We start from the raw sequence: 16,226 nt of genomic DNA on the forward strand, positions 1-16,226 counted from the left end.
CCCGTGAATTCTCCCTCGTCACGGCTGCGCAGCCAACGCCGCACGGTGGCCCGGGTGAGGTTGTGCTCGCGCAGCAACCTGGTCCTGGCGCCCCGAGCGGTCGCAGCATCCCATTGGTGGATGAACTCGAGCCGAAAGGCAATCGGGAATTGCCTCCCGCCGGTCGGGGTGCGTCCGATCTCGATGTCGATCATGCATCACTCGCTTCCCCGCGCCCCTGCCACGATGTGTCTCACGACCACCCTGGCAACAAACGTTTCGGGCGCGACAAGGGGTGCGTGCGCAGAGAAGGGGTGCGTCTGGCCGGGGGACACGCGGGAGCGGGCTACCGGTCCGGAAACCACGAAGCCGGGCCGAGTTCACTCCGTGGAGTGAACTCGACCCGGCTCAGTGGCAGATCAGTCAATCAGCTATTCAGCCGAAGGCTTCAGCCGTTTCACGCTCGTCAGCCGAAGGCTTCATCGATGATCTCTTGCTGTTCCACAGCGTGCACCTTGCTCGAACCCGAGGACGGTGCCGACATCGAACGACGCGAGATGCGCTTGATTCCGGACAGCTTGTCGGGCAGCAACTCGGGCAGAGCGAGACCGAAGAACGGCCACGCACCCTGGTTCGCCGGCTCCTCCTGAACCCACCGGAACTCGGTGGCGTTCGGGTAGCGGTCCAGCGTCTCACGGAGACGACGGCTCGGAACCGGGTACAGCTGCTCGATGCGGACGATCGCGATGTCCTCGCGGTTGTCCTTCTGCTTCTTCGCCAGCAGCTCCCAGTACAGCTTGCCGCTGACGAGGAGGACACGACGAACCTTGTCGCGTTCGCCGTCGCCCGTCTCGTACGTCGGCTCCTCGAACACCGAGCGGAACTTCCCGGTGGTGAAGTCTTCGACGTCGGAGACGGCAGCCTTGTTGCGCAGCATCGACTTGGGCGTGAAGACGACCAGCGGGCGGCGGATTCCGTCGAGCGAGTGGCGACGCAGCAGGTGGAAGTAGCTGGCCGGCGTGGACGGCACGGCCACGGTCATCGAACCCTCGGCGCACAACTGCAGGAAGCGCTCGATGCGACCGGACGTGTGGTCGGGACCCTGACCCTCGTGACCGTGCGGCAGCAGCAGCACGACGTCGGACAGCTGGCCCCACTTGGCCTCACCGGACGAGATGAACTCGTCGATGATCGACTGCGCACCGTTGACGAAGTCACCGAACTGCGCCTCCCACAGCACGAGCGCGTCCGGGTTGCCCACGGAGTAGCCGTACTCGAAGCCGACGGCGGCGAACTCGCTGAGCGCGGAGTCGTAGACCAGGAACTTGCCGGGGTTCTCGCTGCCGAGGTTCTGCAGCGGGGTGTACTCGGCACCCGTTTTGCGGTCGATGAGGACGGAGTGACGCTGCGTGAACGTGCCGCGCTTCGAATCCTGGCCGGACAGGCGAACCATCTTGCCCTGGTCGACCAGCGAACCGAACGCGAGCAGCTCGGCGAAGGCCCAGTCGATCTTGCCCTCGCGCGACATCTCGCGGCGCTTCTCGATGACCGGCTTGACACGCGGGTGCACGGTGAAGCCCTCGGGTAGGTTGACGAATGCGTCGCCGATCCGCTCGAGCACCGACTCGTCGACCGACGTCTTCAGCTTCGTGGGCAGCACCTGGTCGAGCTCGACCGACTCGCTGGGCTCCGGCGTGTACTTCTCGAGTTCGCGAACCTCGTTGAACACCCGCTCCAGCTGACCCTGGTAGTCGCGCAGGGCGTCTTCGGCTTCCTTCAGCGAGATGTCGCCACGGCCGATCAGAGATTCGGTGTAGCTCTTACGGACGCTGCGCTTGGTGTCGATCACGTCGTACATCGCCGGCTGCGTCATCGACGGGTCGTCGCCCTCGTTGTGACCGCGACGGCGGTAGCAGATCATGTCGATGACGACGTCCTTCTGGAACTTCTCCCGGAAGTCGACAGCCAACTGGGCGACCCAGACACAGGCCTCGGGGTCGTCGCCGTTCACGTGGAAGATCGGCGCGCCGATCATCTTCGCGACGTCGGTGCAGTACTCCGACGAACGCGAGTGCTCCGGGGCCGTGGTGAACCCGACCTGGTTGTTGACCACGATGTGCACGGTGCCGCCGGTGCGGTAGCCGCGTAGCAGCGCCAGGTTCAGCGTCTCGGCCACCACACCCTGCCCTGCGAACGCGGCGTCGCCGTGCAGCATCAGCGGCAGGACGGTGAAGCCGTCCTCACCCTTGTCGAGGATGTCCTGCTTCGCGCGGACCAGGCCCTCGAGGACCGGGTCGACCGCCTCGAGGTGCGACGGGTTGGCCGTCAGCGACACTGTGATGTCGTTGTCGCCGAACATCTGGATGTACGTGCCCTCGGCACCGAGGTGGTACTTCACGTCGCCGGAGCCGTGAGCGGCCGCCGGGTTCATGTTGCCCTCGAACTCCGTGAAGATCTTCGAGTACGGCTTGCCGACGATGTTCGCGAGAACGTTGAGGCGGCCGCGGTGCGGCATGCCGATGACGACCTCGTCGAGCTGGTGCTCGGCGGCCTGGTCGATGACGGCGTCCATCATCGGGATGACGGATTCGGCGCCCTCGAGCGAGAAGCGCTTCTGGCCGACGTACTTGGTCTGCAGGAACGTCTCGAACGCCTCGGCGGCGTTGAGCTTGCTCAGGATGTACTTCTGCTGAGCGACCGTGGGCTTGACGTGGTGCGCCTCGACCCGGTCCTGCAGCCACTGCTGCTGCTCCGGCTCCAGGATGTGCGTGTACTCGACACCGACGTGGCGGCAGTACGCGTCGCGCAGCACGCTGAGCACGTCGCGCAGCTTCATCTTCTCCTGGGCGTGGAATCCGCCGACCTTGAATTCGCGGTCGAGGTCCCACAGCGTCAGGTCGTGCGTCGTGACGTCCAGGTCGGGGTGGCTCTTGAACTTGTCCTTGACGAACTGCAAAGGGTCCGTGTCGGCCATCAGGTGGCCGCGGTTGCGGTACGCCGCGATCAGTTCGAGGACGCGGGTGTTCTTGTCGACCGCGCCTTCGGAGACGTCCTGGCGCCAGCGGACCGGCTCGTACGGAATGTGCAGCGAGTGGAAGATCTCGTCGTAGAACTCGTCGCTGATCAGCAGCTTGTGGATGGTCCGAAGGAAGTCGCCGGACTCCGCACCCTGGATGATGCGGTGGTCGTACGTCGAGGTCAGCGTCATGAGCTTGCCGACGCCCATCTCGGCGATCTTCTCGTCGCTCGAGCCCTGGAACTCCGCCGGGTACTCCATGGCGCCGGCACCGATGATGGCGCCCTGGCCGTTCATCAGGCGCGGCACGGAGTGCACGGTGCCGATGCCGCCGGGGTTGGTGAGCGAGATCGTGACACCCGAGAAGTCCTCGGCGGTGAGCTTGCCGTCACGCGCGCGCCGGACGATGTCCTCGTAGGCGCTGTAGAACTGCGTGAAGTTGTGGGTGTCGGTGTTCTTGATCGCGGCGACGACGAGGGATCGGTTGCCGTCCTTGCCCGGCAGGTCGATGGCCAGGCCGAGGTTGGTGTGTGCGGGGGTGACCGCGTTGGGTTTGCCGTCGATCTCGGCGAAGTGCCGGTTCATGTTCGGGAACGCCTTGACCGCCTGCACGATCGCGTAACCCAGCAGGTGCGTGAACGAGATCTTGCCGCCGCGGGTACGGGCGAGGTGGTTGTTGATGACGATCCGGTTGTCGAACATCAGCTTCGCAGGGATGGCGCGAACACTGGTGGCGGTCGGAATGGCCAGCGAGGCCGACATGTTCTTCGCGACGGCAGCAGCTGCACCGCGGAGAACCTTCGACTCGTCGGCGGCAGGCGCGGGGGCGGACGCCTTCGCGTCCTTCGCCGGGGCGGCCTTCGCGGGTGCGGCCTTCGCGGGGGCCTCGGTCTTCGGGGCGGCGGCCTTCGGGGCTGCACCGTTGGGTGCAGTCTTGGCTGCGGCGCCGTTGGCCGGCTTGGTCTGAGGCTGGGGTGCGGTCGCGGACTCGGAAACCGGGGGAGTCGAAGCCGTGGCGGGAGCGGCAGCCGGTGCGGCGGTGGTGGTGCCGTTCGTGCCGTGTCCGTTGGCTGCGCCTGCCTTGGCGGCGGCTGCGTCGGGAGAATAATCCGTCAGGAATTCGTGCCAACTCGCGTCCACGGACGACGGATCGTCCTGGAAGCGCTGGTACATTTCGTCAACCAGCCACTGGTTCTGTCCGAACTGGGATGTAGAGCTGCTGCTCACGGCAGGTGTTCGCCTCGTTTCTATTTCGGTACCCGATCAGAGCGCCTATATACATGAGACTAGCCCTCGCGTGTGACGTGTAGATCGCCAGGCCTGCACGTGTGAGCTGTCTCACGGCCAACCGATGGGGTCACCATCGATGACGGTTCTCGCCCCGCGATTATTCCCCGCCCCGGTCTCCGCCGCATCCCACAGTCCCGAATAGTGGCCACCGGCATAGCGCAGAGTGGCGTGCGATCCCGTTTCCACCACCCGCCCCTTGTCGATGACGAGAATCACATCCGCCCGGGCCGCGGTGGCCAGCCGGTGGGCCACCACCACCGACGTCCGGGTGCGTGTCACACGGCTGCTCGCCTCGAGAACTACCTGCTCCGTGGCCGGATCGAGGGTCGCGGTCGCTTCGTCGAGCAGCAGCAGATCGGGGTCGACCAGCTCGGCGCGAGCGAGCGCGATCAGCTGGCGCTGGCCCGCCGACAGGCCCTGCCCGCGCTCGCCGATGGGGTGATGCATCCCACCCCGCAATTCGGCGATCGTGCCCAATGCTCCGACCGCCCGGGCCGCGTCCTCGATCTCGTCCCGGCTCGCATCGGGGCGTCCGTAGGCGATGTTGGTGGCGACGGTGCCGGTGAACAGGTGGGCTTCCTGGGGGACGACGCCGAGCCGTCCGCGGTACTCGCCGAGCGGGTACCGGCGGAGGTCCACGTCGTCGACGAGCACCGCCCCCGACGTCGGGTCGTAGAAGCGGGCGAGCAGCTTCACGATGGTCGACTTGCCCGCGCCGGTCCGGCCGACGAGCGCGACGGTGGTGCCGGCGGGGATGTGCAGGTCGATGTCGGTGAGGGCGTCGCTGTCCGCGCCCTGGTAGCGGAACCCGACGTCGCGCAGGCACAGCTCGCCGCGCAGATGCCCGGCGATCGGCTGGAGATCGTCACGGGAGGTCGCCCGCTCGATGGAACTGGGTGTGCGGAGCAGGTCCCCGATACGGAGCAGGCCCACACTGGCCTGCTGATAACCGTCGAACACCTGCGACAGCTGCTGGATGGGCCCGAACAGCAGCCCGAGGTACAGCACGAAGGCCACGAGCGTCCCGGTGGTGGTGTGGCCGCCCGCGACCTGGTGCGCACCGACGAACACCACGGCGGCGAGGGCGAGGTCCGAGAGGAACGCGATGAACGGGAAGTACAGCGAGATCGCGCGCTGCGACCGCATGCGGCTGCGCCGGTAGCTGTCGGCCCGCTCCGCGAACCGGCGGGCGGCGAACTCTTCGCGGCGGTAGGCCTGGGCGGCGCGGAGCCCTGCGACGTTCTCCTGGAAGTCGGCGTTGACGAGGGAGATCCGCTCCCGCGAGACGGTGTAGGCCACCGAGGAGATCCGGCGGAAGATCAGCGTCGCGACGAGCAGCGGCGGGATGACGGCGAGCGCCACCAGCGCGAGCGTGACGTCGGTGGCGACGAGGGCGACGGAGATGCCGAGGACGGTCAGCACGCTCACGACGGCGGTGGACATCCCCGTCTGGATGAACGAGGACAACGCGTCGACGTCCGTGGTCATCCGCGTCATGATGCGGCCGGACAGTTCACGCTCGTAGTAGTCGAGCCCGAGTCGTTGCAGGTGGGCGTAGCTGCGCACCCGCAACCCGAACAGCACCCGTTCACCCGCCCGCGCCGTGAGCACGGTCATCAGGGCGACGACGAGCCAGCCTGCGACGACTAGTGCGACGCCCACCCCCGCGGCGGTCCAGAGCGTCGCGGCGTCCTGCGGGACGACTCCGTGGTCGATCGCGTACCGGACGATGGACGGGAACGCGATCCCCGCCAGCGCGTCGAGCGCGAGGCAGACGACGACGGCCACGAGCAGGCCGCGGACCGGCCGCAGGATCCGCGACAGCCGGAAGTCGGGTTCGGGGAGGCGCAGGTTCCGCGTCTCGATGCCCGGGCTCTCGACCGCGGGCGGGAGTGCACTCACGGCGTCCCGGAGCTCGGGGGTGGCGGCCACGCTGCCGAGCGCGCCCGCCATCGGTCCGCCGCCGGAACGGCCGCCGGGACCCGCGCCGAGGGCCGGGGTGCGGCCGGACGAGGCGGCCGCGACGGGGCCGTCCCATTCCTCGGCGTCCTCCGGCCACAACTCGGACTCGGACGGCACGCGCCGATACGGCACGGCCTCGCTCGGAGCGGGGACGCTGACGTCGATGGGGCCCGCGCCGTCGGGGGAGGCGAACAGTGCGCGGAAGAGCGGACATCGTTCGTCGAGTTCGGAGACGGTGCCGGAATCGACGATCCGTCCGTCGTCGAGCACGGCGACGCGGTCCGCGAGCGACAGCGTGGAGCGGCGATGCGCCAGGATCAGCGCCGTCCGGCCGCGGTTGGCGCGCAGTGCCTCGAAGATCGACGCCTCGGTGGTGGCGTCGACGGCGGACGTGGCGTCGTCGAGGATCAGCACTCGCGGGTCGGTGAGGAGTGCGCGTGCCAGCGCGATCCGCTGCCGCTGGCCGCCAGACAGGGTGAGACCGCGTTCGCCGACCACGGTGTCGTAGCCCTCCGGCAGCGCGGAGACGAATTCGTCGGCGGCGGCCATGGTGGCGGCGGCGCTGATCTCCTCGGCGGTGGCGTCGGGCCTGCCGAGTGCGATGTTGGCCGCGATGGTGTCGGAGAAGAGGAACGGTTCGTCGAACACGAGGCCGACCGCTTCGCGCAACTGCTCGGCGCTCAGGGTGGACACGTCGAACGATTCGCCGTCGGAGGTGAGGGACACCGACCCCGAGGACGGCGCGTAGAAGCGGGGGAGCAGCAGCGACAGCGCGGTCTTGCCGGAACCGGCCGTGCCGACCACCGCGACCGTCTCGCCGGGTGCGATACGCAGGTCGAGCCCGCGGTGGACGTGGCGCTCCGAGTCGAACCCGAACGTCACCGAACGCAGGTCCACACCCAGCGGTCCGCCGGGCAGCGCGGTGGGATGCGGTGGGTCCGCGACCTCCGGTTCGGCGTCGATCACCTCGTACACGCGCTCGACGGCGGCCCTGGACAGCTGGGCCATGATCACGACCGACGACAGGGTGCGGGTGACGCCGGTCATCGTGGCGACGTAGGTGGCGAAGGCGAGGAACGTGCCGATCGTGATGGTCCCGTGCAGGGCGAGGTAGCCGCCGATCGCGATGACGCCGACGAGGCCGAGTTGGGGCAGCGCCGCCATGGTCGGGGCGAAGCGCGCGTTGATCCGGGCGGCGCGCAGGCGTTCCGCGTACAGCGCCCGGCTGTGGTCCTCGAGTTGGTCGACGGCCCGGCGTTCCTGGCCGAAGCCCTTGACCACGCGGACACCGGTGACGGTTTCCTCGACGTGCTGCGCGAGGTCGGCCGCTCGTTGCTGCGCCGACCAGGTGGCCGCGAACAGCTTCGGTCGCATCGTGTACACGACGAGGCAGACCGCGGGAACGATCACCAGCGCGACGACGGTCAGCAGCGGCGAGAGCCACGCCATGATCGCGAGTGCGAGGACGAATTGGAGCAGCGCGCCCGCCGACAGCGGGACCATCGCGAGCAGTCCCTGCACCAGTTGGAGGTCGGTGATGGACCGGGACACCACCTGGCCGGTGCGGATCTGATCCTGCCCCCGCCCGTCGAGCCGTTGCAGCGCGCCGAGCAGCCCCAGCCGCAGGTCGTGCTGGACGTCCAGGGACAGCTTGCCCGCGAGCATCCGGCGGCCGTACTGGCAGCCGAACCGCACGCACGCGAGCAGCGCGATGAGCAGCGCGGCGGTGCCGATCACCCGGGTGGCGCTACCGGAGCCCGCGGCGTCGACCGCGTACTTGGTGAGAAGGGGGAACGAGATGTCGATGCCCGCGGCGATCACCGTCACGGTGAGGGCGCCGAGTGCGACGCGGCGGTGCGCCCAGCACTCACCGCTCAGCCGTCGAATCCAGCCCGGCCGTGCCTGATCCCGCTCCAGCGTCTGTTCCCGTTCGATCACCGACGACGCACTCTCACCTACCACTGGGTCCACGTTAGCGCCGGGTACCGACAGGGCCGGTATCCGGCGCGGTGTCAGGTGATGTCGCGCTGCCGGGTGAGCACCCAGCCACCCGCGACGAGGACCGCCGTCCACCCGAGCAGGGCGAGGGGTGCGGCAGGCCAGAGCGTCAGCCAGTCGATCTCGTTGCCTGCGGCAGCGTTGGCGACCGTCCCGAGGGTGGCGGACACGGGGAGGATGCTGCCGACGGCGCCGATGCCGATTCCGCTGAGGATCGAGCGGAGGATCATCTCGCCGAGGGTGTACCAGACGACGAGGGCGATGCAGCTTCCCACGGACGAGCCGGTGAGCATCGACACGCCGCCGCCGACGAGCGCCCAGAGCGTGGCGCAGATCAGGGCGGCGCCGAGCATGGCGAACAGGGATCCGCGCAGTTCGAACGTGTCACCTCCGAACGTCAGCAGCAGGGCGACGCTGACCACCTCGACCACGAGGCAGTAGAAGAAGCCGAACGCCGCGGTGACGGCGAGCTTGGCGCCGATCACCCCGTCCCGGCCGCGGGCGGTGAGGAACGTGGTGGTGAGCGTCTTGTACCGGAATTCGGTGCCCACGTTGACCGCCCCGAAGAGTGCGGCGAACAGGACGACGAGGGCGACGGCGACGGCGAGTCCGAACAGGGTGGCGGCGAGGTTGGCCTCGTTCGGATCGGCCTCGAACGCGTCGGTGAACGCGCGCATCACCGGAAGGGTGATCGCGCTCGAGAACATTCCGACGATCAGCGGTGCCAGACCGAGCATCCACCAGAAGCGCAATGTGGTGACCTTGCGGAATTCCGCGGTGAGCAGCGTTGTCATCGCGGACCTCCGGACATCGGTCCGTGCTGGGGGTGTGCGGGTGGTGGCGGGCCGTAGCCCGGTTGCGGGGAGTAGCCGGGCGGTGGACCGTAGCCCGGTGGTGGACCGTAGCCCGGTTGGGGGGCGTAACCCGGTTGTGCGGTGTATCCGGGCTGGGGAGCGTACACCGGCGGTGTGCCGTACCCCGCGGGTGCGGCAGGGCTCGCGCCGGCCACGTACTGTCCTGCGGTCATCGACAGGAAGAGCTGCTCGAGATCGATGTGATCGCCGACCGCCCCGAAGATCGTCACCCCGGCGCCCGCTGCGACGGACTCGACGAGTTCGAGGGACGCACCCACCACGGCGAGGCGCCCGTCGGCCAGCGACCGGGCGTCGACGATTCCCCTCGCGGCCAGGGCGGTCGCCAGCGCGGCCGGGCTCGACGACGCGACCAGCAGCCGGCTCTGCTGCGACTTGCGCAACTCCTCCATGCGCCCCTGATAGACGAGGGAGCCGCGGCTGACGATCACCAGATTGTCGACGGTCTGCTCCACCTCGCGGAGGATGTGGCTCGAGATCAGCACCGTGCGACCGGACGCGGCGAAGCCCTTCAGGAACTCGCGCAGCCAGGCGATGCCCTCGGGGTCGAGTCCGTTGGCCGGTTCGTCGAGGATCAGGATCCGCGGATCACCGAGCAGCGCCGTCGCCAGCGACAGCCGCTGACGCATGCCGAGGGAGAAACCGCCCGCCTTGCGGCCGGCGACGTCCTCGAGCCCGACGAGTGCGAGCACCTGCCGTGCGCGGGCGTCCGGAACTCGGATCGCGGAGGCGTACACCTGCAGGTGGTCGAGTGCCGTCCGGTTGGGGTGCAGGCTCTGCGAGTCGAGGACGGCGCCGACCGTGCGCGCGGGATCGGTGAGCGACCGGATCGGGACCCCGGCGACCGTGGACGTCCCGGACGTCGGCTTCACGAGACCGAGGATCATCCGCAGTGTCGTGGTCTTGCCCGACCCGTTGGGCCCGAGGAACCCGGTGATCGATCCCTGCGGCACGGTGAAGCCGAGGTCCGTGACCGCGTCGACGTTCTTGAAGCGCTTCGACAGCCCCCGCACCTCGATCGGCGCCGCGACACTTCCCGGGATTGCTGTGGTCAACCCGTCCTCCCCTGCCACAATCGAATGGAACTGTTCCGACCCTACTGGGCTGCCGTGCCGAGATTCACCAACTGACGTACAGGCGTCGCGACGGGCGCTTGCCGACACCAATCGATTGGGAACGCACATGAGCAAGCACCATCATCATCACCAGCGCGACGTCATCTCTCCCGCGTACACCGGGCGCCTGTCGATCGACCCGTTTCCGGCGTTGCGGTTGCCGGACGACGAGACCGATCCGGAAGCCGCGTACCGGTTCATCCACGACGAGTTGATGCTCGACGGCAGTTCCCGGTTGAACCTGGCCACGTTCGTCACCACGTGGATGGATCCCGAGGCCGACAAATTGATGGCCGAGACGTTCGACAAGAACATGATCGACAAGGACGAGTACCCCGCGACGGCGGCGATCGAGGCCCGCTGCGTGTCGATGGTGGCCGACCTGTTCCACGCCCCCGACCTGTCGACCACCGACCCGGCCAGCGCCACCGGCGTCTCGACGATCGGTTCGAGCGAGGCGGTGATGCTCGGTGGTCTCGCGCTCAAGTGGCGGTGGCGGGCGAAGCGGGAGGCGGCGGGGAAGGACACGGCCCGGCCGAATCTGGTGCTCGGCAGCAACGTGCAGGTGGTGTGGGAGAAGTTCTGCCGGTACTTCGATGTCGAGCCCAAGTATCTGCCAATGGAGAAGGGCCGCTACGTCATCACTCCGGAGCAGGTGCGGGACGCGGTCGACGAGAACACCATCGGTGCGATCGTGATCGTGGGCACCACCTACACGGGCGAGCTCGAGCCGGTGGCCGAGATCGCGGCAGCTCTCGACGCGCTCGCCGCGTCCGGCGGCCCGGACGTCCCGATCCACGTGGACGCGGCGAGCGGTGGCTTCGTCGTCCCCTTCCTGCAACCGGAGTTGTTGTGGGACTTCCGGGTTCCGCGCGTCGCCTCGATCAACGTGAGTGGTCACAAGTACGGGTTGACGTATCCGGGTATCGGGTTCGTGGTGTGGCGTGAGCGTGAGTACCTTCCCGAGGGGCTGGTGTTCCGGGTCAACTACCTGGGCGGCGACATGCCCACGTTCACTCTCAACTTCTCGCGGCCCGGCAATCAGGTGGTGGGGCAGTACTACAACTTCCTGCGACTCGGCCGGGCCGGCTACCGGTCGATCATGGAGACGCTGCGCGACACCGCGGTCCGCGTCGGCAAACGCATCGCCGAGCTCGACTATTTCACCCTGATCACGGACGGGACCGACATACCGGTGCTGGCGTTCGAACTGGTCGGCGATCCCGGGTTCACGGTCTTCGACGTGTCACACGAGATGCGGGCGCGGGGGTGGCAGGTGCCGGCGTACACGATGCCCGCCGACGCGGAGGACGTGGCGGTTCTGCGCATCGTCGTGCGCGAGGGCTTCAGCGCCGACCTGGGTACCCTCGTCGCGGAGGCGATCGAGGAAGTGTGTGCCGAACTCAGCGAAAAGGGCGGCGGGCGTTCGACGGAACAGCACTTCGCCCACTAGGTTACGCTTCGATCGCGCGGAGCTCGTCCGGCCAGCGGGCCGGGGCGGGACCGAACGCCTCCCGCGAGTTCTTGATGACGCCCTTGCCGATCGCCCGGTTGCCGGCGCCGCCGATCGCGGCGCCGATGCCGGCGGGCACCAGTTTGCCGAGGACCAGCGCGCTGCGGCGGGCGGCGTACTTGGTGATGAACTTGCGCACCAGGGTGCTGTTCATGCCCTTCATCGTGGGGCCGGGGATGCGGCTGGTGATGGCGCTCGCCCAGTTCTTCGCTGTCACGCCCGTCGCCTTCTGGACGATTTCCATGCCCGATTCGCCGAGGGCCACCGACAGGACCAGCGCGCGCCGCTGCTGGTGGTCGGCGGCGGAGATGCCGTGCACCGACGCGACAGCGAGCGTGAGCAGCGCCGCCGCTTCCAGGAAGAACGCCGATTCGGCGCCGACCGCCGCGATGGACGCGACGGTGCCGACGCCGGGAATGGCGGCGGTGGCGCCGACCGCGCTGCCGCTGCCCGTCACGGCGAGCAGGAACATCTTCTCCATGCGTTCGACGATCTGCGCGGGCGACTCACCGGGGTGCGAACGCCGGACCCATTCGACGTACTTGGCCACCGCGGGCGCCTGGAGTCGGCTTCCGTTGTCGAGGACCGAGACCAGTACCTTCTCCACCGGTCCACCATTGCCAGCCATCGGGGCTCCCGTCTCGCCTAGTGCTTCGTGTGTGCTGGCACCGACTGTAGGTGAGCGAACGCCGTGGCCGGTGTCGGCACCGTTGCCTAGGCTGGTGTCGTGAGCGTCGCCGGCAGCGATACCGCAGTCTCGTCCGGGGCCTTCCGGCGCCCGGCGGCGCCGTTGCGTGAGCTGGTCTCGGGGTACGACGGTTACCGGCTGGCCGGGTTCGAGCCCGGCATCCATCTCGGTCTGCCCTCGCCCTGCCTGACGGTGATCGTGACGATCGACGGGCCCCTCGACATCGCCGCCCAGGCAGCGCCCGGGCAGGCGCCCGGGCGGTACGACACTCTGGCCAGCGGCATCGCGACGTCGCCGGTCACGATCCGGCACGACGGCAACCAGCACGGCGTCCAGCTGGCGCTCAGTCCGCTCGGCGCCCGGGCGCTGCTCGGCGTGCCCACCGCCGCCCTCGGCGCGTGGGTCGTCGGCCTCGAGGAGTTGCTCGGGTCCGATGCGGGGGAGCTGACGGAGCGGCTGTCGCTCGAACCCTGCTGGGACGGGCGGTTCGCGATCCTCGACGAGATCCTCACGCGCCGCGCCCAGCCGGCGGAGATCGACCCGCATCTCGTCCGCGCCTGGCACCTGCTCGTCGCCGGCGGCCGCGTCCGGGTCGCCGACGTCGCGCACGAGGTCGGCTGGAGCAGAAGGCATCTGATGAACCGGTTCGTGGCGGAGTACGGCGTGACACCCAAGGACGTGGTGCGGTTGTCCCGCTTCGATCGTTCGCACCGCATGCTCAAGGGTGCCCACGGGGCGACCCTCGCCGACGTGGCCGCGGTGTGCGGGTACTACGACCAGGCCCACATGGCGCGGGACTGGCGCGACCTTGCGGGGGTCGCCCCGTCGCGGTGGCGGGAGATCGACCCGTTCTCATTCGTCCAAGACCCGGAGCACGACGACGGAGCACTGTGATGACATGACAACTTCGACACGAACCACGTATGTGTGGCCCACCCTCGTCTACCGCGACGCCCGGGCCGCGATCCGTTTCCTCGTCGACGCGTTCGGATTCGACGAGAAGGCGGTGTACGGCGAGGGCGACCGGGTCGACCACGCCGAACTCGCCTGGCCGAAGGGCGGCGGCATCATGCTCGGCTCGCCCAGCGAGGACTCGGTGATCAGCGACCTCCCGCCGGGGACGGGGTCGGTGTACCTCGTCGTCGACGACCCCGACGCCCTCCACGAACGCGCGGTGGCCGCCGGTGCCACGATCGTCCGTGGCCTGCGGGACGAGGATTACGGCTCGCGCGGATTCACCTGCCGCGACCCCGAGGGTGTGTTCTGGAGTTTCGGCACCTACGCCGGCGCCTAGACCCGCCCGATCACGCGCCGTGCCCGGCCGGGACCTCCTCGCCGGGCTTCGGCGGAGGCGGCGGCGTGCCGTCCCCGAACGGCCTGCCGCCCAGCCCTTCACGGCCGTGCGGCGTGAGCCAGCCGGACAGGTCGGGGCCCTTCGGCACGATCTGCGTGGGATTGATGTCGGTGTGCACGATGTAGTAGTGCTGCTTGATCTGGGTGAAGTCGATGGTGTCGCCGAACCCCGGCGTCTGGAAGAGGTCGCGCGCGTAACTCCACAGGGCGGGCATCTCGTCGAGTGTGTTCCGGTTGCACTTGAAGTGCCCGTGATACACCGCGTCGAACCGTGCCAGGGTGGTGAACAGCCGCACGTCGGCCTCGGTGATCGTGTCCCCGACGAGGTACCTGCGGTCGGTCAGCCGCTCCTCGAGCCAGTCGAGGCGGGCGAACAGGCGGTCGTAGGCGGATTCGTACGCCTCCTGGGATCCGGCGAAACCGCACCGGTACACACCGTTGTTCACGTCGCGGAACACGAGATCGGCGACCTCGTCAATCTCGTCGCGCAGCGGTTCGGGATAGAGGTCCGGGGCGCCCTCGCGGTGGTACCGCGTCCATTCCGACGACAGGTCCAGGGTGATCCGGGGGTAGTCGTTGGTGACCACCTGCCCGGTGGGGACGTCGACGATGGCAGGCACGGTGATGCCCCGCGAGTAGTCGGGGAAGCGCGCGAAGTACGCGTCCTGCAGGCGCGGAATCTTCAGCACCGGGTCGAGCCCGCCCGGGTCGAGATCGAAGGTCCAACTGCGCTCGTCGTGGGTGGGGCCGCACAGCCCCATCGACACCACGTCCTCGAGTCCGAGCAGTCGCCGGACGATGACCGCGCGATTGGCCCACGGGCAGGCGCGGGCGGCCACGAGGCGGTAGCGGCCGGGCTCGACGGGATAGCCGTCGCGACCGTCGGCCGTGATGCGGGTGGCGATGTAGTGGGTGTCGCGCGTGAACTCGGCGCCGGGTTCGACGTAGGCGCCTGCCGTGCCGTGCGGTTCTGCCGTTCGGTCTGTCATGGTCGACTCGTTCCCGTCCTTCGATGTCGTCTCAGAGCGTACTTCGCGAGATCGTGACCTCGGCGTACGTTCCCAGTTCCCGGTACCCGACGCGGGCTGCGAGCGCGCGCGTGGCCGGATTGCCGCGGGGTGAACGGCATTGGGCGATCAGGCCGGAGTCGAGTGCGTCGTCGGTGGCGATCCCGGCGACCGTGGCGCCCAGTCCCCGGCGCCGGAACTCCGGTGCCGTGAGCACGCCGACATCGGCGAGGAAGCCCTGGAATTCGGTGTACCCGGCGCACCCGACCGGCTGCTGCGCGTCGTCGAGAATCGTGAACCACCGCTCGCGGTCCGCCACCCGGGCCTCGGCGACGTCATCCGGGGGACATGCCGCCTCGACCTGCCGGACGTGGTCGCGTTCGTGGGAGACGAGGGGTGGCCGGCCGGTCACCGGATCCTGGTAGTCGGTGCCGTACGCGAGCACGACCGGGCCGGCGCACCGTCCGGACCGGTCCTGGGTGAGGGCGAGCAGCGTCGCGGATTCCGTCAGTTCCTCCGCCGTGTGCCCGTCGGCGCGCTCGATCGCCCACCGCGGTCCGACGAGCGCGGACGTCTCGCCCAGGCGCAGGAATCGGATCGTGTCGGTGTCGTCGGCCACCCGGACCGCGCGGTCGTCGGCATCCGGCCGGGCGGTCAGCGCGTCGTCGGGCAATCCCAGTTCGCGTGACCAGGCGAGCCGAATGATGTCGAGGTGATGGGAGTCCACGGGGCCCACGGTAGCCGCTTGTTCGCGCCCGCCCCGGACGGTATATTCCACATGGAGTATTCGGTTCGGAGTAGTGGAAAGGTGGTGACCGTGGCACTCACGCCGCTCGGCGTCACCATCCTCGGCCTGCTGTGTGAGCGCACGATGCACCCGTACGAGATGTATCAACTCGCCGCCGCCCGCCGCGGACGCGTGGTGAAGATCCGGCCGGGGTCGCTGTACCACACCGTGAGCAGGCTCGAAGGTGAAGGACTGGTGCGCACCACCGGCACCGACCGGGCGGGAAACCGGCCCGAACGCACCATGTACGAGGTCACCGACGCAGGCAGGGAAGCGCTCGTCCACCGGGTGAGCGACATGCTCGCCACCCCGGTGCCCGAGTACCCGCAGTTCCCGCTCGCACTCGCGGAGGCGCACAACGTCGACGCGCACACCGTGGTGGACTTGCTCCGGGAACGGCTCGATCACCTCACCCGCGAGATCGACGAACTCGACGCCGCCGCCGCGCTCGCCTGCTCCACCGAGATCCCCAGGATCTTCCTCCTCGGCAACGAATTCCTCGTCACCGTCGCCCGCGCGGAGCACGAATGGCTCAGCGCCCTGGTGACCGACATCGACTCCGGCGCCCTGCCGTGGCTCTCCCCGGAACTCGTCGAACGACTGACACACTCACGCCGGATCCCGTCCGGTTCAGCAAAGGATTGAT

11 protein-coding genes and 1 pseudogene are annotated in these 16,226 nt (G+C 68.7%); 4 read left to right on the plus strand and 8 right to left on the minus strand.

Annotated elements, in window-relative coordinates:
- From ACFU5V_RS20605 to ACFU5V_RS20625, 5 genes and pseudogenes are all read right to left on the minus strand, one after another.
- Positions 1-194, minus strand: a pseudogene (locus tag ACFU5V_RS20605) (hypothetical protein); the annotation flags it as partial.
- A 251-nt stretch (positions 195-445) separates the two neighbouring features.
- Positions 446-4,222: a multifunctional oxoglutarate decarboxylase/oxoglutarate dehydrogenase thiamine pyrophosphate-binding subunit/dihydrolipoyllysine-residue succinyltransferase subunit gene (locus ACFU5V_RS20610; RefSeq protein ID WP_378432422.1), complete on the minus strand. Its 3,777-nt coding sequence runs from the start codon at positions 4,220-4,222 to the stop codon at positions 446-448.
- Positions 4,223-4,333: 111 nt separating this feature from the next.
- Positions 4,334-8,209 (minus strand): ABC transporter ATP-binding protein, encoded by a 3,876-nt coding sequence (locus ACFU5V_RS20615; protein ID WP_378701533.1) that lies wholly within the window; start codon positions 8,207-8,209, stop codon positions 4,334-4,336.
- A 50-nt stretch (positions 8,210-8,259) separates the two neighbouring features.
- Complete coding sequence (locus tag ACFU5V_RS20620; RefSeq protein ID WP_378432420.1) at positions 8,260-9,039, minus strand: ABC transporter permease; 780 nt, start codon at positions 9,037-9,039, stop codon at positions 8,260-8,262.
- Entirely contained in the window at positions 9,036-10,172 is a 1,137-nt protein-coding gene (locus ACFU5V_RS20625; RefSeq protein ID WP_378701535.1) for an ABC transporter ATP-binding protein, read from the minus strand. The genes ACFU5V_RS20620 and ACFU5V_RS20625 overlap by 4 nt, the downstream gene beginning before the upstream one ends.
- 127 nt (positions 10,173-10,299) lie before the next feature.
- Here ACFU5V_RS20625 and ACFU5V_RS20630 point away from each other — a divergent pair, with 127 nt between their 5' ends.
- A complete protein-coding gene (locus ACFU5V_RS20630) occupies positions 10,300-11,685 on the plus strand; it encodes a glutamate decarboxylase (RefSeq protein ID WP_378701537.1) in 1,386 nt (461 codons plus the stop codon).
- Between the two features lies 1 nt (position 11,686).
- Here ACFU5V_RS20630 and ACFU5V_RS20635 read toward each other — a convergent pair whose 3' ends face one another.
- On the minus strand, positions 11,687-12,373 hold the full coding sequence (locus ACFU5V_RS20635) for a hypothetical protein (RefSeq protein WP_276135916.1): 687 nt from the start codon (positions 12,371-12,373) through the stop codon (positions 11,687-11,689).
- A 99-nt stretch (positions 12,374-12,472) separates the two neighbouring features.
- Here ACFU5V_RS20635 and ACFU5V_RS20640 point away from each other — a divergent pair, with 99 nt between their 5' ends.
- Together ACFU5V_RS20640 and ACFU5V_RS20645 are read left to right on the plus strand one after the other, a co-directional pair.
- Positions 12,473-13,327, plus strand: a complete 855-nt coding sequence (locus ACFU5V_RS20640; RefSeq protein WP_378701539.1) for a helix-turn-helix domain-containing protein — start codon at positions 12,473-12,475, stop codon at positions 13,325-13,327.
- Positions 13,328-13,331: 4 nt separating this feature from the next.
- Positions 13,332-13,727: a VOC family protein gene (locus ACFU5V_RS20645; RefSeq protein ID WP_378432415.1), complete on the plus strand. Its 396-nt coding sequence runs from the start codon at positions 13,332-13,334 to the stop codon at positions 13,725-13,727.
- A 10-nt stretch (positions 13,728-13,737) separates the two neighbouring features.
- Here the strand turns inward: ACFU5V_RS20645 and ACFU5V_RS20650 are convergent, their stop codons facing one another.
- Positions 13,738-14,775 (minus strand): glutathione S-transferase family protein, encoded by a 1,038-nt coding sequence (locus ACFU5V_RS20650; RefSeq protein ID WP_378432414.1) that lies wholly within the window; start codon positions 14,773-14,775, stop codon positions 13,738-13,740.
- Between the two features lie 31 nt (positions 14,776-14,806).
- Complete coding sequence (locus ACFU5V_RS20655; protein ID WP_378701541.1) at positions 14,807-15,529, minus strand: GNAT family N-acetyltransferase; 723 nt, start codon at positions 15,527-15,529, stop codon at positions 14,807-14,809.
- A gap of 42 nt (positions 15,530-15,571) precedes the next feature.
- Between ACFU5V_RS20655 and ACFU5V_RS20660 the strand changes: the two genes are divergently transcribed.
- Positions 15,572-16,225: a PadR family transcriptional regulator gene (locus ACFU5V_RS20660; protein WP_378432412.1), complete on the plus strand. Its 654-nt coding sequence runs from the start codon at positions 15,572-15,574 to the stop codon at positions 16,223-16,225.
- Position 16,226: the final 1 nt, after the last annotated feature.

Origin of the sequence: Rhodococcus sp. NPDC057529, assembly GCF_042802055.1 — a bacterium.
GTDB lineage: Bacteria > Actinomycetota > Actinomycetes > Mycobacteriales > Mycobacteriaceae > Rhodococcus_F.